Source organism: Bacillus sp. M13(2017) (assembly GCF_002218325.1).
Lineage (GTDB): Bacteria > Bacillota > Bacilli > Bacillales > Bacillaceae_G > Bacillus_A > Bacillus_A thuringiensis_K.
Map to the genome: position 1 here is coordinate 127007 of NZ_KZ268506.1, position 21263 is coordinate 148269.

The window sequence follows — 21263 nt, forward strand, 5'->3', positions numbered from 1 at the left end:
AATGAAAATGGCAAAAGTTTATTATGAGAAAGATGTAACAGTAAATGTATTAAAAGAAAAGAAAGTAGCAATCATCGGATATGGCTCGCAAGGTCATGCGCATGCGCAAAATTTACGTGATAACGGATTTGATGTAGTAGTAGGTTTAAGAAAGGGTAAGTCTTGGGATAAAGCGAATGAAGATGGGTTTTCTGTATATACAGTAGCAGAAGCAGCGGAAAAAGCTGATGTAGTAATGATTCTACTGCCTGATGAATTACAACCAGAAGTATATGAAGCTGAAATTGCACCAAATTTACAGGCTGGAAACTCTCTCGTGTTCGCACATGGATTTAATGTTCACTTTGATCAAGTAAAACCACCAGCTAATGTAGATGTATTTCTAGTAGCGCCAAAAGGACCGGGGCATCTCGTACGCCGTACGTTCGCCGAGGGAGGGGCTGTTCCTGCATTATTTGCAGTATATCAAGATGCAACAGGAGTTGCGACTGAAAAAGCACTTTCTTATGCTGACGGAATTGGAGCAACGAGAGCTGGTGTACTAGAAACGACGTTTAAAGAAGAAACAGAAACAGATTTATTTGGAGAGCAAGCTGTGCTTTGCGGCGGAGTGACTGCACTTGTAAAAGCAGGGTTTGAAACGTTAGTTGATGCGGGATATCAGCCTGAACTTGCATATTTTGAATGTTTACATGAACTGAAGCTAATCGTTGACCTTATGTACGAAGGTGGACTTGAAAATATGAGATATTCAGTTTCAGATACAGCGCAGTGGGGAGACTTCGTATCAGGACCACGCGTTGTTACTGAAGATACGAAGAAAGCGATGGGTACAGTGCTAGCAGAAATTCAAGATGGTACATTTGCAAGAGGTTGGATTGCAGAGCATAAAGCAGGAAGACCGAATTTCCATGCGACAAATGAGAAAGAGAATGAACATGAAATCGAAGTAGTTGGACGTAAATTACGTGAAATGATGCCTTTCGTACAGCCGCGAGTAAAGGTAGGGATTAAATAATATGAAGAAGATTTTGTTCATGGATACGACGCTACGTGATGGCGAACAATCACCAGGAGTGAATTTAAATGAACAAGAGAAATTACAAATTGCTAGACAATTAGAGAGGCTTGGTATTCATGTAATGGAAGCTGGATTCGCGGCAGCTTCCGAAGGAGACTTCCAATCGGTAAAGCGCATTGCGAATACAATTCAAAATGCTACGGTTATGAGTTTAGCTAGAGCGAAAGAAAGTGACATTCGAAGAGCATATGAAGCTGTGAAAGGTGCTGTATCTCCTCGTCTACACGTATTTCTAGCTACGAGTGATATTCATATGAAATATAAACTTTGTATGTCAAAAGAAGATGTGTTAAATAGTATTCATCGCTCGGTTACGCTCGGGAAATCATTATTTCCGACAGTACAATTTTCTGCAGAAGATGCGACAAGAACATCGAGAGCATTTTTAGCTGAAGCAGTAGAAATTGCGATTCGCGCAGGAGCGAATGTAATTAATATTCCGGATACAGTTGGATATACGAATCCGGAAGAGTATTATTCTCTTTTTAAATACTTACAAGAATCCGTTCCTTCATATGAAAAAGCAATTTTTTCTTGTCATTGTCACGATGATCTTGGGATGGCAGTAGCAAATTCGCTAGCCGCAGTTGAAGGGGGAGCACTGCAAGTAGAAGGAACGATTAATGGCATTGGAGAAAGAGCAGGGAATGCGGCGTTAGAAGAAGTCGCAGTTGCTCTTCATATTAGAAAAGATTTCTATAAAGCAGAGCCTTCGATGACTTTAAAAGAAATTAAGGCAACGAGTACATTGGTAAGCAGATTAACAGGTATGGTGGTGCCGAAAAATAAAGCGATTGTTGGAGCGAATGCATTCGCTCATGAATCAGGAATTCATCAAGATGGTGTATTAAAAGAAGTGACAACATATGAAATTATTGCACCAGCACTAGTAGGCGAATCTCAAAACCTATTTGTACTTGGAAAACATTCTGGGCGTCATGCGTTTACAGAAAAAATGAAAGAACTTGGCTATGAATTTACAAACGAAGAGCGGGATACAGTATTTGAAGCATTTAAAAAATTAGCTGATCGTAAAAAGGAAATTACTGAAGAAGATTTACGCGCACTTATGCTTGGTGAAGCAGCATTTGCAGCCCAGCAATATAACATTACGCAATTACAAGTACATTTCGTATCAAATAGTACACAATGCGCGACAGTTGTACTAAAAGATGAGGAAGGAAATGTATATGAAGATGCAGCTACTGGCTCTGGTAGTATTGAAGCGATTTATAATGCAATCCAAAGAATTTTAGGATTAGAATGTGCATTGGCGGATTATCGCATACAATCTATTACACAAGGTCAAGATGCACTTGCTCATGTTCATGTTGAATTAAAAGAAGGTAGTCACCAAATATCAGGTTTCGGAGTTGCGCAAGACGTATTGGAAGCGTCGGCGAGAGCTTATGTCCATGCAGCAGGGAAATTAAAATCTCTTATAGCGCTTGTGAAATAAATATTTGATAGGTGAGAGAAGCTTTCCTCACCTATCAAATTAAAGTTCTGAAAATTCTGTTAAAAGGAGTGTTAAAAATGGAAAAACGTATCGTTTGTTTAGCTGGTGATGGTGTTGGTCCAGAAGTAATGGAAAGTGCGAAGGAAGTATTGCATATGGTAGAAAGGCTATATGGACATCATTTTCATTTGCAAGATGAGTATTTTGGTGGTGTCGCTATCGATTTAACTGGGCAACCATTACCACAGCGAACACTTGCCGCCTGTTTAGCGAGTGATGCGGTTTTGCTTGGAGCAGTAGGTGGACCAAGGTGGGATAGTGCGAAAGAAAGGCCTGAGAAAGGATTATTAGCATTAAGAAAAGGACTCGGTGTATTTGCGAATGTTCGCCCTGTAACGGTAGAAAGTGCAACTGCACATTTATCACCATTAAAAAACGCTGATGAAATTGATTTCGTTGTCGTTCGTGAATTAACAGGCGGAATTTATTTTTCTTATCCGAAAGAGCGAACGGAAGAAGTGGCGACAGATACACTTACGTATCATCGCCATGAAATTGAACGTATCGTTTCGTATGCTTTTCAATTAGCGAATAAGCGGAAGAAAAAAGTAACATCTATTGATAAAGCGAATGTTTTAGAGTCTAGTAAATTATGGAGAACTGTGACAGAAGAAGTAGCACTTCGCTACCCGAATGTGGAAGTAGAACACATTTTAGTAGATGCAGCAGCTATGGAATTAATTCGGAATCCAGGAAGATTTGACGTTATTGTAACGGAAAATTTATTTGGTGATATTTTAAGTGATGAGGCTTCAGTATTAGCTGGATCATTAGGAATGCTTCCATCAGCAAGTCACGCTGAAAAGGGGCCTTCATTATACGAGCCTATTCACGGATCAGCACCGGATATTGCGGGGAAAAATAAGGCAAATCCAATTGCGATGATGCGTTCTGTTGCAATGCTGCTTGGGCAATCGTTCGGATTAACGAGAGAAGGCCATGCAATTGAAGAAGCAGTTTCTGCAGTCCTTAAATCAGGAAAATGTACAGCAGATATCGGGGGGACTGAAACGACAACTTCATTTACAAAGGCAGTTATTCAAGAAATGGAAGAGCAAGCGTTAGTAGGGAGAGGAAGATAATGGGGAAAAGGTTACTAGATAAGCTTTGGGAAAGACATGTAGTTGCGACTAATGAAAATGGATTGGATTTATTATATATCGATCTACATCTTGTTCATGAAGTAACGTCACCGCAAGCCTTTGAAGGCTTGCGGCTTACAAATCGAACAGTCCGCAGACCAGATTTAACATTTGCAACGATGGATCATAATATTCCAACGAAAGATGTTTGGAATATTACCGACCGCATTGCGAAGCAGCAACTAGATACACTTCGGGAAAACTGTAAACAATTTCAGGTGCCATTAGCGGATATCGGAGATGAAGAGCAAGGGATTGTTCATGTTATAGGACCAGAACTTGGACTCACACAGCCAGGAAAAACGATTGTTTGTGGTGATAGTCATACAGCAACACACGGTGCTTTTGGCGCACTAGCGTTTGGTATTGGTACGAGTGAAGTGGAACATGTATTGGCAACGCAAACGTTATGGCAACGAAAGCCGAAAGCGATGGGCATTGAGTTAAAAGGAAAGTTACCGCAAGGTGTTTATGCGAAAGATATTATTTTACACCTTCTTTCAAAGTACGGAGTAGCAGTTGGAACAGGTTACGTAATGGAATTTTACGGAGAGGCCATTCATGCTATGGATATGGAAGAGAGGATGACGCTTTGCAATATGGCAATTGAAGGGGGAGCAAAGGCTGGCATTATTGCACCAGATGAAAAAACAGTTGCTTACGTAAAAGGGCGTAAATATGCACCGAAAGACTATGAATCTATTAAGAAAAAATGGTCAGAACTTTATACAGATTTAGATGCAGTTTATGATTTACATATTCTAGTAGATGTTGCGGATTTAGCGCCGTACGTTACGTGGGGAACAAATCCTAGTATGGGTGTTCGGATCGATGAGAAATTGCCAGAAAAGCATGATGCAAATGACGAAAGAGCGTTTTCTTATATGGGATTGAGTCCCGGACAAAGTACGTATGACATTCCAGTTCAACATGTTTTCATTGGATCTTGTACAAATTCCAGGCTTTCTGACTTAGAAATTGCTGCATCTGTCGTGAAAGGTAAAAAAGTAAAAGAAGGTGTGCGAGCACTTGTTGTACCTGGATCTCAAAGGGTAAGAGAAGCGGCGATGCATAAAGGATTACATCGCATATTTGAAGAAGCTGGATTTGAATGGAGAGAGCCTGGATGCTCAATGTGTCTAGGTATGAATCCAGATCAAGTGCCTGAAGGAGAACATTGTGCCTCTACGTCAAATCGCAATTTTGAAGGAAGACAAGGAAAGGGAGCACGAACGCATTTAGTTAGCCCGGCAATGGCGGCAGCGGCTGCGTTATATGGTCATTTTGTTGATATTAGAAAGGAGAGTTATGATGGAGCCATTTCGTATTCATAAAGGTACTGCCGCAGTACTGATGAATGATAACATTGATACAGATCAAATTATTCCGAAGCAATATTTAAAGAGAATTGAAAGAACTGGGTTTGGAATGTTTTTATTTGATGAGTGGCGATATGATAATAATCGCCAAGAAAACCCTAATTTCCCGCTGAATGCACAAGAAAGAAAAGGAGCCAGCATATTAATCACAGGTGATAATTTTGGATGTGGCTCGTCTAGAGAACATGCTCCGTGGGCGCTTGCTGATTATGGTTTCCGCGTTATTATCGCTGGAGGATTTGCCGATATCTTTTATATGAATTGTATGAAGAATGGCATGTTACCGATTGTAATGGATAAAGATATGCGTGAACAACTTGCTAAAACAGATGCGAGGGAACAAATCATAGTTGATTTAGAAAATGAAATAATGACAACGAATACGCATAGATTTCATTTTACAATCGAGAAAATGTGGAAAGAGAAGTTATTAAATGGTTTAGATGAAATTAGTATTACAATGCAATATGAAAAAGAAATAAAAGAGTATGAAAGAAAAGTGGCTTTACATTAAAAAAAAGTGACGGAATATTAAAAATATATTTACATTCAAAATGAACTGTTATATACTATGTGAAAATCAGAGGAGAAAGGGAGTAAGTATTATGAATATCGTGCAATCTATTACAATGCTTACACAACTACATCATCATACATGAAACCCTTGAACCTAGCGTGAAAACGTGTAGGTACAAGGGTTATTCCCGTTGTACCTACACTCTACTGAAGAGCCTTGTAGGTATTTTGTCTACAAGGCTCTTTTTATTTTCGGCTTAGGTGAATGAAATAGGCATACATTAGAAGGGGAAAGGTGTGAAAATTCAAATGACAAAATGGAAACGGGCAAACCCGAATGGAACGAGAGATTATTTATTCGAAGAATGTACGTTAATTGAAGAAGTGGAGCAAAAATTAAGGCTTACTTTTTTAGAGAGAGGTTATGAGGAAATAAGAACACCTACAATTGAATTTTATGATGTTTTTGCATTTCAAAATAGACCGATAGATGAAGAGAAGATGTATAAATTTTTTGATGAAAAGGGAAGGATTATCGTTTTACGTCCAGATATGACAATTCCTTTAGCGAGAGTTATTGGAACACAGAGATGGGATACGCCACTTAAAGTGACGTATAGCGGGAATGTATTTCGAGCGAATGAATCCCATTCTGGAAAATATAATGAAATCGTACAAAGTGGTATTGAAGTTATTGGGATTGATAATGTAAGAGCTGAAATTGAATGTGTAATAAGTGTCATTCAAGCACTTCAAAAGTTGAAGGTGCAATCTTTTACAATTGAGATTGGGCAAGTCCAGTTATATAAATGTATTGTAAAAAAACTCTCCATCCAAGATGAAGAAGAAAGGGTACTTAGAACGTATATAGAAAGTAAAAATTATGCTGCCCTCTCAAATTTTATCAGAGAAAAGAAATTAGATCGATGCGATGAGACAGTAAGATTACTTGAGAAATTACCAAGGCTATTTGGAAATTTAGAAGTTATTGAGGAAGCAGAAAAGCTTGCTTCAAGTAATGAAATGAAAATGGCAATTGCAAGAGTAAAAGAAATGTATGAAACAATTGAAATGTTAGGATATGGTTCTTACATATCAATTGATTTGGGCATGATTCAAAACTTAGATTACTATACGGGTGTTATTTTCAAAGGATATATATATGAAATTGGAGAAGAAATCGTTAGTGGCGGAAGATACGATGAGCTAATTGGGAATTTTGGAGAAATGCTGCCAGCTGTTGGACTCGCGGTACAAGTAAATCAAATTGTGAAGGCTCTGCAAGAGCAGCAAGAACCATATGAACGAAATCAAATTGATATTATGATTCATTATGAGTTAAATAGATTAGCGGAAGCAGAAAGGCTACGAAATTTACTTCGAAAGGATGGGAAAAATGCTTGGTTATCTCTATTCTCTAATTTAAGCGATACCTTTCAATTTGCAAGAAAAAATAAAATAGGAACGGTCGTTGAGGCAAAGAATGAATACTTAGTGGAATATGTATGGAATGAGAAATGGGTAGTCCAGAAAGAGGGAGAGGCTTCATGCGTAACATTCAAATTGCGTTAACGAAAGGAAGATTAGAAAAACATGTCATTCCACTTTTTGAGCAGATTGGAATTGATTGTTCCGAGCTCAAAAATAAAGGTCGGAAGCTTGTATTTCAAAGTAAAAATACAAATGTTTCATTTATTTTAGTAAAAGCGGTTGATGTTGCTACTTATGTAGAACATGGGGTAGCTGATATTGGCATCGTTGGAAAAGATATTTTAATGGAAAACGAGAAAGATATTTATGAAATGCTGGATTTAGGAGTGGGGATTTGTAAGTTTTGTGTTGCTTCTATTCCTACGTATAATCCGAAGAGTTACCGGAAGAAAAGAATCGCTACGAAATACCCACATATTACTTCTACTTATTTTCATGATAAGGGAGAGGATGTAGAAATTATTAAAATAGAAGGTTCTGTAGAAATTGCTCCTCTTCTTGGATTGGCAGATGCGATTGTAGATATTGTTGAAACAGGAAAAACATTACAAGAGAATGGACTCATTGTATTTGAGGAAATGCACTTTATATCGGCTCGGATGATCGTAAATAAGGCAGCCTTAAAAACTAAAAAAGACGAAATATTCAGTATTATAAATATGATGGAGCAAGAAATCTTATCAGGGAAATAGGAGGACTTAAAATGGAAATCATTTATGAAGATTTTAAGGAGGCATTATCTAAAATAAAAGTGCTAAGAGAAAACGCTAATATAATAGAAGAAACTGTTCAAAGAAGTGTAAGAGAAATCATTAGAAATGTAAGGGAAGGGAAAGATGAGGCTTTATCTTTCTATACAAAAAAGTTTGATGGTGTAGAGATGAAAGATTTTCGTGTAAGTGAAGAAGAAATACAGCAAGCGAGTATGTTTGTAGAGAATTCATTTTTAGAAGCTTTAAAAGAGGCGAAGAAAAACATTGTTTCGTATCACGAAAAGCAAAAGAAGTACTCAATATTCGATTGTGAAAGTAAAGGCATAATTAGAGGGCAGCTCATTCGGCAGTTAGAAAATGTAGGTGTATATGTACCGGGTGGGACAGCCTCATATCCTTCTTCCGTATTAATGAATGTATTGCCGGCGAAACTCGCAGGTGTGAAAAAGATTGTAATGGTAACACCGCCGAGTAAAGGAGGAATTAATCCTCACATATTAGCTGCTGCAAATCTTGCGGGGGTAGATGAAATTTATACGATAGGTGGCGCGCAAGCAATTGCTGCTTTAGCATACGGGACGGAATCGATTCCGAAAGTGGATAAAATAGTTGGACCGGGAAATTTGTACGTCGCTCTAGCGAAACGAGAAGTATACGGAATAGTAAATATCGATATGATTGCTGGTCCATCAGAAATTGTAGTTGTCGCGGATGAAACAGGTAATGCAAAATATATCGCAGCGGATTTATTATCGCAAGCGGAGCATGATGAGAGAGCAACGGCGATTTGTATTACAACGAATATGGAACTAGCTAAAGAAGTAGAAAAAGAGGTAGAAAGACAGTTAGAAACGTTGCCAAGAAGTGAAATTGCACGTGAATCGATAAATAGAAATGGAGCCATCTTTATCGTTCCTTCTTTAAAGGAGGCACTAAAGTTATCAAATGAAATTGCTCCAGAACATTTAGAGTTACATATAAAAGAACCAATGAATGCTCTAGATTATGTGAAACATGCAGGCTCTATTTTCCTTGGGCCATATGCACCTGAACCGCTCGGGGATTATTTGGCGGGACCGAATCATGTATTACCAACGAGCGGAACGGCAAGATTTTTTTCTCCGTTATCAGTCGATGATTTCGTGAAAAAATCAAGTTTTATTTCTTATACAGAGGAAGCATTAAAAAATGTACAGCATCATATTGTAGAGCTTGCAAATAAAGAAGGGTTACATGCACATGCGAGAGCAATCCAAATAAGGTTTGAGGAGGAAAAATAATGCGTCAGTCCAGTCAAGTACGTGAGACGACAGAAACAAAAATTAAATTAAATTTGCAGCTTGATGAAAGTACGAGTGTATCTATTCAAACGGGGGTTGGTTTTTTCGATCATATGCTGACTTTATTTGCTAGACATGGAAGATTTGGATTGCAAGTTGAAGCAGAAGGTGATGTATTTGTCGATGCACATCACACCGTTGAAGATGTTGGAATTGTACTCGGAAATTGCTTGAAAGAAGCATTGCAAAACAAAGAGGGAATTAATCGTTACGGTTCTGCGTATGTACCGATGGATGAATCTTTAGGATTTGTCGCAATTGATATAAGTGGACGCTCATATTGTGTATTTCAAGGGGAATTAACAAATCCGAAGCTCGGGAATTTTGATACAGAATTGACGGAAGAATTTTTTAGAGCAGTCGCACATGCTGCCAATATTACATTACATGCGCGCGTTCTATACGGAAGTAATACACATCACAAAATTGAAGCATTATTTAAAGCTTTTGGTAGAGCGCTTAGAGAAGCGGTCGAAAATAATGCCAACATTACTGGTGTAAATTCAACGAAAGGGATGTTGTAATTGATTGCCATTATAGATTATGGAATGGGGAATATTCGCAGTGTAGAGCAAGCATTAAAATATATTGGGGCAGAGTACATTGTAACGAGTGATAAAGAAGAGATATTGAGAAGCGATGGCGTGATTCTACCGGGAGTAGGTGCATTTCCGAAAGCGATGGATGTATTAGAAGAAAGAGATTTAGTGTGTGTACTAAAAGAAGTTTGTGACATAGGAAAACCACTCCTCGGTATATGTTTGGGCATGCAACTTTTATTTGAACGAAGTGAGGAACTAAAAGATTGTAGCGGGTTAGGTTTACTACCAGGTGAAATTCGTAAGTTAAAAGTTTCGTATAAAATTCCTCATATGGGATGGAATGAATTAAGGAAGGAAAGAGAATTTTCGCTTTGGAATGGATTAGTGGATGGTTCTTTCGTGTATTATGTTCACTCATATTACGCGGATTGTCCAGATGAAATTGTATGCGGAGTAAGTGATTATGGAATGCAAGTACCAGGGTTTGTCGCGAAAGGAAATGTATTTGGTGCACAGTTTCATCCAGAAAAAAGTGGCGAAATTGGCATGCAAATATTAAAAAATTTTCAAGGAGTGGTAGAAGCATGGAAATCTTCCCAGCTATCGATTTAAAAGAAGGGCGATGCGTTAGACTTTATCAAGGAGAGTTTAGTAAAGAAACGGTGATGAATGAAGATCCGGTAGCGCAGGCGATCATATTTGAAAAGCTTGGAGCGGAAATACTACACATTGTTGATTTAGATGGTGCAATTGCTGGCGAGTCGTTAAATTTGCCCGTCATTGAAAAAATCTGCAAGGCGGTACGTATTCCTGTGCAAGTGGGAGGAGGAATTCGTTCACTTAAAGCGGTGGAGAAGTTATTGTCAGCAGGTGTAGAAAAAGTGATTTTAGGAACAGCAGCTCTTTATAATAAGTCATTTTTAGAGGAAGCAGTTCGTCTATATAAAGAGAAAATCATTGTTGGAATTGATGCGAAAAATGGTTTCGTAGCAACGAGAGGGTGGCTTGATCTGTCTGAAATTTCTTACGTTAGTTTAGCGAAACAAATGGAAAGTTTAGGTGTTCAAACGATTGTGTTTACAGACATTTCGAAAGACGGAACGCTTGCAGGTCCAAATTTTGAACAATTAGCGATACTTCAAAAAAGTGTGGGCATTCGTCTCATCGCCTCTGGAGGAGTGGCATCTATTCAAGATGTGAAAAAGTTAAATGATATGAATATATATGGTGTCATAATTGGAAAGGCGCTTTACGAAAAAACGATTGATTTAGAAGAAGTGTTACAGGTAACGAAGTTATGTTAGCAAAACGAATTATTCCATGTCTAGATGTGAAAGAAGGGAGAGTCGTAAAGGGTGTAAATTTTATAGGATTACAAGATGTCGGTGATCCGGTTGAAATAGCTGAAGCATATAACGAGGCAGGGGCAGATGAAATCGTATTTTTAGATATTACGGCGACTCATGAAGGAAGAAAAACGATTATAGATGTTGTAGAAAAAACAGCAGCTAAAGTATTTATTCCTCTTACGGTTGGCGGGGGGATTTCAAGTGTGAAAGATATGTACAATTTACTAAGAGCTGGAGCAGACAAAGTTTCAATAAATTCAGCGGCAGTGCGAAACCCGAAGTTAATAGAAGAAGGGGCAGAACACTTTGGATCACAATGTATTGTCGTGGCAATTGATGCTAGAAAAGTAGCAGAAGGTAAATGGAACGTATATGTCAACGGCGGAAGAGTTGACACAGGAATGGATGCCATAGAATGGGCGAAGCGTGTTGTTAAACTTGGGGCAGGTGAAATTTTGTTAACGAGTATGGATGCAGATGGAACGAAAAGCGGATATGACCTTCGTTTAACAGAAGAAATTTCAAAAAGTGTTTCCATTCCAGTCATCGCATCAGGGGGCTGTGGTCATACGGATCACATTATAGAAGTTTTTCAAAAGACAACAGTTGATGCAGCGTTAGCGGCATCCATCTTTCATTATGGTGAGGCGACAGTGCAGAGTGTAAAGCGAAAATTAAGAGATGCAAATGTTGAGGTGCGGTTATGAAACCTAATTTTTCAAAAGGATTAATACCAGCAATTGTCATCGAAGAAGGTACGAAAGAAGTTTTAATGCTAGCTTATATGAATGAAGAAGCATATGAAAAAACGTTAGAGACGAAAAGAACATGGTTTTATTCTCGTTCGAGGCAGTCGTTATGGAATAAGGGGGAAACATCAGGGAATGTTCAATATGTGCAATCTTTATATTTAGATTGTGATCAAGATTCAATTGTTGTGAATGTGAAACAAGTAGGACCTGCTTGTCATACGGGAGAGAAGACATGTTTTCACTATCAAATTCTATAGGGGGATACATATGGAAAATGCCTTTAAGTTGCTGTATAAAACAATTGAAGAACGAAAGGAAAGCCCACTTCCTGAATCGTATACAAATTATTTATTTTCAAAAGGAGAAGATAAAATTTTAAAGAAAATTGGTGAAGAGTGTGCTGAAGTAATTATCGCATGTAAAAATAATGATAAAGAAGAAGTAGTGAAAGAAATGGTTGATGTATTTTATCACTGTTTCGTTTTATTAGCTGAAAAAAATATTACATTGGAAGATGTCATGCGAGAGGTGAAAGAACGAAATGGAAAGCTTTCGAGAGTTGGGGATAGAAGGGAAATAGATACATTATAAGGGGGAATGTATATGAAAGTAGATTATCATCTTCACTTAGAAGAAGGACCGTATTCAATAGGATGGCTTGCTAAAATAAATGAAGCGCTGGAATGTTATGAACCGCTTCAAGAAAGGCATTCTATTGATTGGCTTATGAAAACACAAGAGCGTTTGCAAAAGCGTGTGAAGGAAGGGCCATTTACAACAGAATGGATGGACCTCTATTTAGAAGAAGCTGTGCGAAAAGGTATAACAGAAGTTGGGATTGTTGATCATTTATATCGTTTTCATGAAGCGAAAGGATATTATGAAAAATATGTAGATATTAGTGATTCTAAGCTCGGTCGTATACAGAAGGAATGGTTAGATCAAGTAAGGGTAGTTTCACTGTATGATTTTACAAAGGTCATTGAAGAGGCGAAAGAACGATGGAGTAAAAGAGGTGTCACACTTAAACTTGGAATTGAAGCGGATTATTTTATTGGTTGTGAAGGAGAGTTAAAAGAATTATTAGCGCTAGGAGACTTTGATTATATAATTGGTTCCGTTCATTTTCTAAATGGCTGGGGATTCGATAATCCAGATACGAAAGAATATTTTGAGAAGCATGACCTACGCGCATTATATGATATGTTTTTTAAAACAGTTGAGAGTGCGATTCGTACTGAGTTATTTGATATTATCGCTCATCTTGATAATATAAAGGTATTTAATTATCGATTGGATGAGAATGAACAGCTTTCTTATTATGAGGAAATTGCCTGTGCGTTAGTAGAAACGAATACGGCAACAGAAATAAATGCAGGATTATACTATCGTTATCCTGTTCGTGAAATGTGCCCAAGTCCACTATATTTACAAGTATTAGCTAAGTATGGTGTTCCAATTACGATTTCTTCGGATGCCCATTATCCAAATGATTTAGGGAATTATGTACAAGAAAATGTACAAACATTACTAGCTCACGGTGTTACTCAGGTTGCAACATTTACGAAGCGAGCAAGAGTAATGAGGTCGCTTGAAGAAGAAGTAACAAATTCAAAATGAAACGCAATTTTTTGATGAAAACCGTCCTTTTTGTTCAAAATAAGAAAGAATGAAAAGGAGGGTAAGAAATGGCGAAACAACAAAATAAACAAAATGTACAAGGTACACAGCAACAAGCTTATACTTCTGAAACGAATGCTGCATCTCAATCGGTTATTGAGGAGCAAATTAGCGATACGGTTACAGAAGGAACTATTGATGTGAAGCTTGGAAAAGAATCGCAGGAAAAAGCGTAAGAAAAGGGGAGAGTTGCATCTCCTCTTTTTTCATGGAAAAGTGTCGATTTTTAAAACTATAATCAAATTCCTTGGTTTTTATATGTGGATTTCTTACAATGAAATATAAGAGATATCTTATTTTCTATAGAAGAGGTGTTAGTAGTGGCAAAAATATTAGTAGCAGGAAAAATTCCGGAAATTGGATTAGAACTATTAAAAGATCATGATGTAGAAATGTACGATAAAGAGGAGTTAATTTCTATAGATGAATTAACAGAGCGTGTAAAAGATAAAGATGCATTGTTAAGTTTACTTTCGACAAAGGTGCCAAAAGAAGTTATTGATGCAGCACCTCATTTAAAGATTGTTGCAAACTATGGTGCTGGTTACGACAATATTGATTACACGTATGCGGGTGAAAAAGGAATTGCAGTTACGAATACACCGAAAGTATCAACGGAAGCGACTGCAGAATTAACATTTGCACTTCTTTTAGCAGCGGCGCGTAGAATTCCTGAAGGGGATACGTTATGTCGTACGACTGGATTTAACGGATGGGCACCGTTATTTTTCTTAGGACGAGAAGTCCATGGTAAGACAATCGGAATTATAGGTCTTGGAGAAATCGGGAAGGCTGTTGCAAAACGTGCGAAAGCATTTGGAATGGATGTTTTATATACAGGGCCAAATCGTAAGTTTGAAGCTGAAAGTGAACTGGGAGCAACGTATGTGACGTTGGAAGAATTATTACAAACAGCAGACTTTATTACAATTAACTGTGCTTATAATCCAAAATTACATCATATGATTGATGAAGAGCAGTTTAAAATGATGAAGAAAACAGCGTATATTGTAAATGCTTCACGTGGACCAATTATGAATGAAGCAGCACTTGTTCATGCATTAAAAACGAATGAAATTGAAGGAGCAGCTCTTGACGTGTTTGAATTTGAACCGAAAATTACAGAAGAGCTAAAAGAATTAAAGAATGTAGTACTTGCTCCACACGTAGGGAATGCAACATTTGAAACTCGTGATGCGATGGCTGAAATGGCTGTCAGAAATATTTTAGCTATATTAAACGGCGAAGAGCCAGTAACACCTGTAAATCAAAAGGTATTAGTTACAAAATAAAAAGAAACCTTCCGGACTCGGAAGGTTTTCTTATTTTTCTTTATTCGCTTTTTTAGACGGTCTTTGTCTAATGAATTGAGATAACATGTACAAAATATATAGTGGAATGGCAATGAATAAGAAAACAGAAAAATTTCCAAATCCTGTTTGATACATTGTAATAATGATTCCAACTAAAAATAGTGTAATAATGATGCTATATCGTGGAATTGGTACATCTTTTAAACTTGGGATACGAATGCGGCTCACCATTAAAAATGCGAACGTTACAAATACGGTAATAAGAACGATTTTTGGAATGGTATGTGAAAATAATGTTAAGAAAGCAACAAGCCCTCCCGCTGCTGTAATCGGTACTCCAGTGAAATATTTCATTGAAGTAGAAGATGGTGTTACATTAAATCGTGCTAAACGATATGCTCCGAAAAGAGGGAATAATCCCGCTATGTATAATCCGATGATTCCGTAGTTTGAGAAAGATGTGTAATACATTAAAACAGCTGGTGCTGCACCAAATGTTACGACATCTGCAAGCGAGTCGAGCTCTTTTCCCATTTGTGAATCAACACGTAATAAACGAGCAACACGACCATCAAGACTATCTAACATCATCCCGATAAGTACTAAAATAGCAGCTGATTTATAATATCCTAAAGATGCATAGCCGATTGATAAAAATCCGCTATATAAATTTCCGAGCGTAAATAAGTTTGGAATAGCTGCTCTATACAAAATCTGATCCCTTGCTTTCTGTAATAAATTCTTAATTAGTGTATGAAAGTTTACTTATTTTATCATACCATAAATTTATTCCTCATACGAAAGAAATTACCAATTTGTGAAAGATTTCATAGAAGGATGGTTTGAAAATTAAGTGAAAATAAAAAGAGGAAGCAACTTGTATAAAGTTGCTTCCTTTACTATTCAAATTTCGTTGTCATCGTTCCGGTTTTATATCGATTGTTAGGATCGAAGCGTAACAAATCTCCATAAATTAATTTATCGGAGAGTTTTAATTCTGTTTTTGCTTTTTCAATATACGGCTGACATAGCGCCATGTCAGCTTCTTCACCTGTACTTCTTTTGTAGCACATATTTTTTGTATAAACATACTCTTCAGAAACAAAGCTACCATCACGCATTACCATAAGCGTATCTTTCTCTTTAATAAATAAGTCAGTTCCAAATTCAACGGATTTATTTGTTTTAATACCAAGTAAATGAAAGAGCGTTGGCTTAATATCAATTTGACCGGATACTTTAGAAACAACTTTTCCTTCTTGGCCAGGCACATGAATAATAAGAGGGACTCGTTGTAATTGCATAGAATCGAATGGTGTAATAGTATCTTTTCCTAGGAACTGTGCAATAGCTGCGTTATGGTTTTCGGAAATACCGTAATGATCACCATAGATGACAATAACGGAATTATCATACAATCCTTCTTCTTTTAATTGTTTAATAAATAATTTAAGAGCTTCATCTGTGTAACGAACAGTTGGGAAGTAGCGGTTTACAACACCACTTTCCGAGTTGAATTCATCAACATATTGATCTTCCGGATTTAGAAGAAACGGAAAATGATTTGTTAATGTAATAAATTTTGTATAGAACGGTTGCGGTAAAGATTTTAACTTTGGAATAGATTGTTCAAAGAACTCTTTATCTTTTAATCCCCAACCGACAGACATTTGCTCCGTTCCTGCGTAATCATTTAAATTAAAGTAACGATCATATCCAAGCGCAGGATACATTACATCCCGATTCCAAAACGTTTTATCATTTGAATGGAAGACAGCAGAAGAATATCCGTATTTCTTTAATTGTTCTGGTGTCGCTGTGTATTCATTTGTTGCATGAGTAAAGAATACAGAACCACGATCTAGCGGATAAAGTGAGTTTTCAACGATAAATTCAGCATCAGAAGTTTTACCTTGTCCAGTTTGATGATAGAAGTTATCGAAATAGAAACTATCCTTAATAAATTCATTTAAAAATGGTGTAATTTCTTTTCCATTTATTTTTTCATTAATAACAAAGCTTTGTGTAGATTCCATTGAAATTAAAATTACATTTTTACCTTTTGCAGCTCCAAATAAGTTTTTATCAACTTGTTTGTCTTTTGAGTCTGTATAGTTTTTAATTTCAGAAAACCCATCCCCACTTGCAAATACACGCTCAGCTGAAGACTTGGATTGAAGCGTAATATCAAATAGATGATATGTGTATAAACCTAAATTCTTCACGACAGTTTGACGGTCAAATGAGCGTGAGAACATTTGTGGTTTATAAATAACTGATACAACAATTTGTAGTGCTAATAAAGCTGTTACACCGCTAAAGAAAGTTCGCTTCTCTGAGCGGGAAAGTGGTGTTTTGTCGCCAAATGATGGGAATTTACGCGAAATAAACATTAAAATAATTGCATCTGCAAATAAAAGTAATGTTTTGTACGTAAAGAGTTCTTTTATACTTGTCCCTAAATCAGCCATATTGTTTGTTTGGAATAAAACCGGGAAAGTAACGAAATCGTTATAGAACCCATAAAACATTGCGTTTCCAAATAAAATAAATGACAGTATAAAACTGATTCCAATTATAATTCGGTTTCGGTGCTTAGATGCAAGTAAAGCTAAGCCGAAAAATAAAAGTAACGCAGCTAGTGGATTGATAAAAAGCATGAATTCTTCAAAGAAATTATCAATTTTAATATCAAATGCTAGCTTGTACACAATATATGTTTTAATCCATAGTAAAACGACTGCAACGAGTGCAAATCGCAGTTTTGGAAACAGATGTTGTAGCATAATATACTCCTCTCCTAAAAAGCATGACAGTTCTTGAGAATCAGTTTGCTTAACGACTCATTTTATATATACGAACAGTCCTTTGTTATTATGATTATTATACTATGAGTATCATTATACGAAAATAAAAGAAGGTTGTGGGCTTTTTTATAATAATCGAGTAGAAAAAGAGTGGTGGGAGACAATAAAACAGAATTTCTATGTATGATAATTATCGTACGCAGAAAGAATCGCGTGATAATACGGAGGTTATAATGCGAAAATTATTATGTTTTATAGCATGCAGTAGTGTTGTACTTTTTACTTCACCGAGTGTGTCGGTAGCCCAATATGATCCACCTCTTATGGAAGATGCACTTTATTCTGTTTTATTTCCAAAAATAAATAAAGCAATTGAAAAACAATATGGAAGTTTGAAACCTTATCAATGTCCTAAAATTATTAGTTTAAAAAAAGTGTATAGCGGTACATATTTATTTCAAGCAAGTATTGAAGTGACAAAGTATGAACGTGTTGCTGGGAAAATTGCTCCACCATTTGAGAAGGTAACGATTACATTTAATAACGAAGAAGGCGAATGGGAAGTGACAAAGATTTCAGTAAAGCGCTTACCAAACGATACAAAATTAAACTGTAAAAAAACAATATAAAAAATTGTTTGACAAATAAAATGGTCCTTTGGTATTGTTAATAGCAACAATTAGATGTTTGAAAATTAAATAGACTTACCTCATCTACTCTCAAAGGTAGAGGCCGCGATAGGAAAGAGTAAGCTATGGGAGATTTAATGGAATCTGTGATCATAGGTTGAAAGGGACTATTGCCGAAATATAAGAATAACCATCTTATTCATATATTGGGACTGCATTGAATAAATGTAGTACTGTCATAAGATTTATTTTATGGAGAGCTATTTGGAGATGTTGATGCGGTTTCTTATTTTGAGGAGATAACAACTCGTTTATTTTTTCAATATATATTTTTCCTAATAAGAAACGCGTGTGAACATTGTTCCGCGCGTTTTTTGTCTATCTAAAAGCGTGCTGCAATGAATAGAAGATTGGGGTTATGAGTTTTAGAGGAAATAAGGGAGGAATTTAAATGTATTTACACGGCACAAGCCGAATTAATGGGCAAGGACACTTAGAAATTGGAGGGTGCGATACGACGCAGCTAGCAAAGCAATACGGAACACCACTTTATGTATACGATGAAGAGTCTATTCGAGGAAAATGCCGAGCGTTTCATCGTGCTTTTAAAGAAAGTGGTTTCTCTTATCAAGTAGCATATGCAAGCAAGGCGTTCTTGTGCATGGAGATGTGCCGATTAGCTCGTGAAGAGGATATGTCATTAGACGTTGTTTCTGGGGGAGAATTATATACTGCGCTCCAAGCAGGATTTCCGGCATCACGTATTCATTTTCATGGAAATAATAAAACAGAAGAAGAAATAGTGATGGCTCTTCAGGCGAATATCGGTTGTTTTGTCGTAGATAATTTCTTTGAATTAGAAGTTTTACACGATTTAGCGATGCAACATGGGAAATTTGTGAACATATTAATTCGTGTAACGCCTGGAGTAGAGGCGCACACACATGAATATATTACAACAGGTCAGGATGATTCGAAATTTGGATTTGGTGTTTCAAATGGTCAAGCAATGCAGGCAATTGGATTTGCTTTACAAAAATCCAATTATAATGTGCTAGGGATCCATTCACATATTGGATCGCAAATATTTGAAACAGCTGGTTTTGTTCGAGCAATTGAAGTTCTTCGCCAATTTTTAGAAGAAGTGAGAGAGCAAACAAACTATGTAGTAAAAGTGTTAAATGTAGGCGGGGGATTTGGAATACGTTACACAGAGTCAGATACACCATTAACTCTTGAGACATATGTGCGAGCTGTAACAAGTGCAGTGAGGGAACAATTTACTGTATGTGAATATCCATTGCCAGAAATATGGATTGAGCCAGGCCGTAGCATTGTAGGTGATGCTGGGACAACAATTTATACAGTTGGATCTGTGAAAGATATTCCTGGTATTCGGAAATATGTATCAGTCGATGGTGGAATGACAGATAATTTAAGACCTGCTTTATATAGTGCGCGTTATGAAGCGATGTTAGCGAATCGAGGGAATGATGAGAATGAGGAACTCGTTTCGATTGCCGGGAAATGCTGTGAGAGTGGAGACATGTTGATTTGGGATATTCATTTACCGAAAGTCGCTGCTTCTGATTTACTAGCAGTTTCCTGTACAGGAGCATACGGGTACTCGATGGCGAATAATTACAATCGGATTCGAAGACCAGCCGTTGTCTTTGCAAAAGGCGGAACATCGCAAGTAGTTGTGGAACGCGAAACATATGAAAATATTATTGGGAACGATCGCATACGTATTAAAGAGCTTGTCTAAATAGGAAAAGGAGTTGTTCGAATGGGCAATTCCTTTTTTATAAAATAAAATAATTAAAATATATCGGAAAACTAGGATTGAAAAAAATCAGAATTGTGATAAAATACAAATACAAAGCTTATCAAGAGAAGCGGAGGGAACTGGCCCGAAGAAGCTCGGCAACCTGCTTATAGAAAGCAAGGTGCTAAATCCAGCAAAATGGGATCCATTTTGAAAGATAAGGTAAAATATATTACCGAACAGTCTTTTCGAAATGGGAAAGATTTTTTTTATGAATAAAAAGGGGGGCTGTTCGCGTGAGTTTACGGGAACATTTTGATGAAGTATCCGAGAAGATTGAAGCGATGCTTGCTGATATGAAATATGGTTCAATTACAATTGTTGTGCAAGATGGAAAAGTAATTCAGTTAGAGAAAAGTGAAAAAGTACGTTTAAAGTGAAAAGCGCTGACTAGAAAAACTAGAGGCGGTTTTAACCTATTTTCATTAGGTTAAAACCGTCTTTTTGCTTTTACAGGGGGAAAAAACATGTTGACGTATGAAACGTGGGAAGAAAATGTTGTTTCGTTTTCGGAAGAAGATGAAACAAAAGGCGCGTTATCAGTATTAAATTGGGCTTATAAAGAATATAAAGATGAGGTTGTCTACGCATGTAGCTTTGGGGTGGAAGGTATGGTATTGCTGCACATTATAAACCAAGTAAATCCATCTGCTAAAGTTGTATTTTTGGATACAAATGTTCATTTTCAAGAAACGTATGAATTAATTCAAAAAGTGCGGGAACGATTTCCTTCATTGAATATTATAGAAAAACAGCCAGAACTTACACTTGATGAACAGGCGAAGTTGCATGGTGAAAAACTGTGGGAGAGCAATCCGAATCTTTGTTGTAAGATTAGAAAAATTTTACCTTTAGAAAAATCATTAGTCGTGGAAAAAGCATGGATATCGGGCTTAAGAAGGGAACAATCAGAAACACGTAAGCATACAAAGTTTATAAATCAAGATCATCGTTTTCAATCTATTAAAGTTTGTCCACTCATTCATTGGACGTGGAAAGAAGTTTGGCGATATGTATACAAACATAGCTTGCCGTATAACCCGTTGCATGATGTTGGCTATCCAAGTATTGGGTGTGAGAAATGTACGTTACCTGTAGGGGATGGTGGCGATTCAAGAGATGGTAGATGGGCTGGAAAAGTGAAAACTGAATGTGGTCTTCATTACCAATAAGATGAATCTT

Annotated in this window: 23 protein-coding genes and 2 riboswitches; of the genes, 21 read left to right on the top strand and 2 right to left on the bottom strand. The window is 36.9% G+C overall.

What is annotated here, in order from left to right:
- The first annotated feature begins 7 nt into the window (after positions 1-7).
- The 17 genes from ilvC (at position 8) to CGQ22_RS17475 (ending at position 14796) form a co-directional block, all read left to right on the top strand.
- Positions 8-1018, top strand: coding sequence for a ketol-acid reductoisomerase (gene ilvC / locus CGQ22_RS17395; RefSeq protein WP_001151743.1), 1011 nt, complete (start codon positions 8-10; stop codon positions 1016-1018).
- A 1-nt stretch (position 1019) separates the two neighbouring features.
- On the top strand, positions 1020-2540 hold the full coding sequence (gene leuA, locus CGQ22_RS17400; RefSeq protein ID WP_089149034.1) for a 2-isopropylmalate synthase: 1521 nt from the start codon (positions 1020-1022) through the stop codon (positions 2538-2540).
- Positions 2541-2617: 77 nt separating this feature from the next.
- On the top strand, positions 2618-3682 hold the full coding sequence (gene leuB / locus CGQ22_RS17405; protein WP_000415381.1) for a 3-isopropylmalate dehydrogenase: 1065 nt from the start codon (positions 2618-2620) through the stop codon (positions 3680-3682).
- Positions 3682-5076 carry a 3-isopropylmalate dehydratase large subunit gene (gene leuC / locus CGQ22_RS17410; protein ID WP_000518101.1) on the top strand — a complete coding sequence of 465 codons (1395 nt, stop codon included), beginning with the start codon at positions 3682-3684 and terminating at the stop codon, positions 5074-5076. The genes leuB and leuC overlap by 1 nt, the downstream gene beginning before the upstream one ends.
- The gene (leuD, locus tag CGQ22_RS17415) at positions 5054-5635 is read left to right on the top strand and encodes a 3-isopropylmalate dehydratase small subunit (protein ID WP_089149035.1); all 582 of its coding nucleotides are present in this window, start codon (positions 5054-5056) and stop codon (positions 5633-5635) included. Before leuC ends, leuD begins: the two co-directional genes overlap by 23 nt.
- Before the next feature lie 311 nt (positions 5636-5946).
- Positions 5947-7209, top strand: coding sequence for an ATP phosphoribosyltransferase regulatory subunit (locus CGQ22_RS17420; protein ID WP_089149064.1), 1263 nt, complete (start codon positions 5947-5949; stop codon positions 7207-7209).
- Positions 7185-7820 carry an ATP phosphoribosyltransferase gene (hisG, locus tag CGQ22_RS17425; RefSeq protein ID WP_001244491.1) on the top strand — a complete coding sequence of 212 codons (636 nt, stop codon included), beginning with the start codon at positions 7185-7187 and terminating at the stop codon, positions 7818-7820. The genes CGQ22_RS17420 and hisG overlap by 25 nt, the downstream gene beginning before the upstream one ends.
- 11 nt (positions 7821-7831) lie before the next feature.
- Complete coding sequence (hisD, locus tag CGQ22_RS17430; RefSeq protein ID WP_046945105.1) at positions 7832-9121, top strand: histidinol dehydrogenase; 1290 nt, start codon at positions 7832-7834, stop codon at positions 9119-9121.
- The gene (hisB, locus tag CGQ22_RS17435) at positions 9121-9705 is read left to right on the top strand and encodes an imidazoleglycerol-phosphate dehydratase HisB (protein WP_089149036.1); all 585 of its coding nucleotides are present in this window, start codon (positions 9121-9123) and stop codon (positions 9703-9705) included. The genes hisD and hisB overlap by 1 nt, the downstream gene beginning before the upstream one ends.
- Positions 9706-10335 (top strand): imidazole glycerol phosphate synthase subunit HisH, encoded by a 630-nt coding sequence (hisH, locus tag CGQ22_RS17440; RefSeq protein ID WP_000560354.1) that lies wholly within the window; start codon positions 9706-9708, stop codon positions 10333-10335.
- Positions 10308-11027, top strand: coding sequence for a 1-(5-phosphoribosyl)-5-[(5-phosphoribosylamino)methylideneamino]imidazole-4-carboxamide isomerase (hisA, locus tag CGQ22_RS17445; RefSeq protein ID WP_000402292.1), 720 nt, complete (start codon positions 10308-10310; stop codon positions 11025-11027). Before hisH ends, hisA begins: the two co-directional genes overlap by 28 nt.
- Positions 11021-11779: an imidazoleglycerol phosphate synthase cyclase subunit gene (hisF, locus tag CGQ22_RS17450; RefSeq protein ID WP_000880109.1), complete on the top strand. Its 759-nt coding sequence runs from the start codon at positions 11021-11023 to the stop codon at positions 11777-11779. The genes hisA and hisF overlap by 7 nt, the downstream gene beginning before the upstream one ends.
- Entirely contained in the window at positions 11776-12081 is a 306-nt protein-coding gene (gene hisI, locus CGQ22_RS17455; RefSeq protein ID WP_000803965.1) for a phosphoribosyl-AMP cyclohydrolase, read from the top strand. The genes hisF and hisI overlap by 4 nt, the downstream gene beginning before the upstream one ends.
- 10 nt (positions 12082-12091) lie before the next feature.
- Positions 12092-12415, top strand: a complete 324-nt coding sequence (hisE, locus tag CGQ22_RS17460) for a phosphoribosyl-ATP diphosphatase (protein ID WP_000426357.1) — start codon at positions 12092-12094, stop codon at positions 12413-12415.
- 12 nt (positions 12416-12427) lie between these two features.
- Positions 12428-13444 (top strand): histidinol phosphate phosphatase domain-containing protein, encoded by a 1017-nt coding sequence (locus tag CGQ22_RS17465; protein WP_000861842.1) that lies wholly within the window; start codon positions 12428-12430, stop codon positions 13442-13444.
- 68 nt (positions 13445-13512) lie between these two features.
- Positions 13513-13680 (top strand): YozQ family protein, encoded by a 168-nt coding sequence (locus CGQ22_RS17470; protein ID WP_089149037.1) that lies wholly within the window; start codon positions 13513-13515, stop codon positions 13678-13680.
- A gap of 144 nt (positions 13681-13824) precedes the next feature.
- Positions 13825-14796 carry an NAD(P)-dependent oxidoreductase gene (locus CGQ22_RS17475; protein WP_089149038.1) on the top strand — a complete coding sequence of 324 codons (972 nt, stop codon included), beginning with the start codon at positions 13825-13827 and terminating at the stop codon, positions 14794-14796.
- A 30-nt stretch (positions 14797-14826) separates the two neighbouring features.
- Here CGQ22_RS17475 and pssA read toward each other — a convergent pair whose 3' ends face one another.
- Positions 14827-15528, bottom strand: coding sequence for a CDP-diacylglycerol--serine O-phosphatidyltransferase (gene pssA / locus CGQ22_RS17480; RefSeq protein WP_000285417.1), 702 nt, complete (start codon positions 15526-15528; stop codon positions 14827-14829).
- Between the two features lie 188 nt (positions 15529-15716).
- Positions 15717-17603 carry an LTA synthase family protein gene (locus CGQ22_RS17485; RefSeq protein WP_089149039.1) on the bottom strand — a complete coding sequence of 629 codons (1887 nt, stop codon included), beginning with the start codon at positions 17601-17603 and terminating at the stop codon, positions 15717-15719.
- A 254-nt stretch (positions 17604-17857) separates the two neighbouring features.
- On the opposite strand from CGQ22_RS17485, the gene CGQ22_RS17490 reads away from it, so the two are divergent.
- The 4 genes from CGQ22_RS17490 to CGQ22_RS17505 all read left to right on the top strand — a co-directional run bounded on the left by CGQ22_RS17490 (position 17858) and on the right by CGQ22_RS17505 (position 21253).
- Entirely contained in the window at positions 17858-18253 is a 396-nt protein-coding gene (locus CGQ22_RS17490) for a DUF3888 domain-containing protein (RefSeq protein ID WP_001228752.1), read from the top strand.
- An 89-nt stretch (positions 18254-18342) separates the two neighbouring features.
- A riboswitch (Lysine riboswitch) is annotated at positions 18343-18524 on the top strand.
- Between the two features lie 180 nt (positions 18525-18704).
- Entirely contained in the window at positions 18705-20021 is a 1317-nt protein-coding gene (lysA, locus tag CGQ22_RS17495; protein WP_089149040.1) for a diaminopimelate decarboxylase, read from the top strand.
- Positions 20022-20136: 115 nt separating this feature from the next.
- A riboswitch (SAM riboswitch) is annotated at positions 20137-20245 on the top strand.
- Between the two features lie 72 nt (positions 20246-20317).
- Positions 20318-20461, top strand: coding sequence for a YezD family protein (locus CGQ22_RS17500; RefSeq protein WP_000058410.1), 144 nt, complete (start codon positions 20318-20320; stop codon positions 20459-20461).
- A gap of 87 nt (positions 20462-20548) precedes the next feature.
- Positions 20549-21253, top strand: coding sequence for a phosphoadenylyl-sulfate reductase (locus CGQ22_RS17505; protein ID WP_000959020.1), 705 nt, complete (start codon positions 20549-20551; stop codon positions 21251-21253).
- The last annotated feature ends 10 nt before the right edge of the window (positions 21254-21263 follow it).

Coding starts and splice junctions, on each gene's coding strand:
- ilvC (WP_001151743.1), top strand. CDS start 8: ATGGCAAAAGTTTATTATGAGAAAGATGTAACAGTAAATGTATTAAAA.
- leuA (WP_089149034.1), top strand. CDS start 1,020: ATGAAGAAGATTTTGTTCATGGATACGACGCTACGTGATGGCGAACAA.
- leuB (WP_000415381.1), top strand. CDS start 2,618: ATGGAAAAACGTATCGTTTGTTTAGCTGGTGATGGTGTTGGTCCAGAA.
- leuC (WP_000518101.1), top strand. CDS start 3,682: ATGGGGAAAAGGTTACTAGATAAGCTTTGGGAAAGACATGTAGTTGCG.
- leuD (WP_089149035.1), top strand. CDS start 5,054: ATGGAGCCATTTCGTATTCATAAAGGTACTGCCGCAGTACTGATGAAT.
- CGQ22_RS17420 (WP_089149064.1), top strand. CDS start 5,947: ATGACAAAATGGAAACGGGCAAACCCGAATGGAACGAGAGATTATTTA.
- hisG (WP_001244491.1), top strand. CDS start 7,185: ATGCGTAACATTCAAATTGCGTTAACGAAAGGAAGATTAGAAAAACAT.
- hisD (WP_046945105.1), top strand. CDS start 7,832: ATGGAAATCATTTATGAAGATTTTAAGGAGGCATTATCTAAAATAAAA.
- hisB (WP_089149036.1), top strand. CDS start 9,121: ATGCGTCAGTCCAGTCAAGTACGTGAGACGACAGAAACAAAAATTAAA.
- hisA (WP_000402292.1), top strand. CDS start 10,308: ATGGAAATCTTCCCAGCTATCGATTTAAAAGAAGGGCGATGCGTTAGA.
- hisF (WP_000880109.1), top strand. CDS start 11,021: ATGTTAGCAAAACGAATTATTCCATGTCTAGATGTGAAAGAAGGGAGA.
- hisI (WP_000803965.1), top strand. CDS start 11,776: ATGAAACCTAATTTTTCAAAAGGATTAATACCAGCAATTGTCATCGAA.
- hisE (WP_000426357.1), top strand. CDS start 12,092: ATGGAAAATGCCTTTAAGTTGCTGTATAAAACAATTGAAGAACGAAAG.
- CGQ22_RS17465 (WP_000861842.1), top strand. CDS start 12,428: ATGAAAGTAGATTATCATCTTCACTTAGAAGAAGGACCGTATTCAATA.
- CGQ22_RS17470 (WP_089149037.1), top strand. CDS start 13,513: ATGGCGAAACAACAAAATAAACAAAATGTACAAGGTACACAGCAACAA.
- CGQ22_RS17485 (WP_089149039.1), bottom strand. CDS start 17,603: ATGCTACAACATCTGTTTCCAAAACTGCGATTTGCACTCGTTGCAGTC.
- CGQ22_RS17490 (WP_001228752.1), top strand. CDS start 17,858: ATGCGAAAATTATTATGTTTTATAGCATGCAGTAGTGTTGTACTTTTT.
- lysA (WP_089149040.1), top strand. CDS start 18,705: ATGTATTTACACGGCACAAGCCGAATTAATGGGCAAGGACACTTAGAA.
- CGQ22_RS17505 (WP_000959020.1), top strand. CDS start 20,549: ATGTTGACGTATGAAACGTGGGAAGAAAATGTTGTTTCGTTTTCGGAA.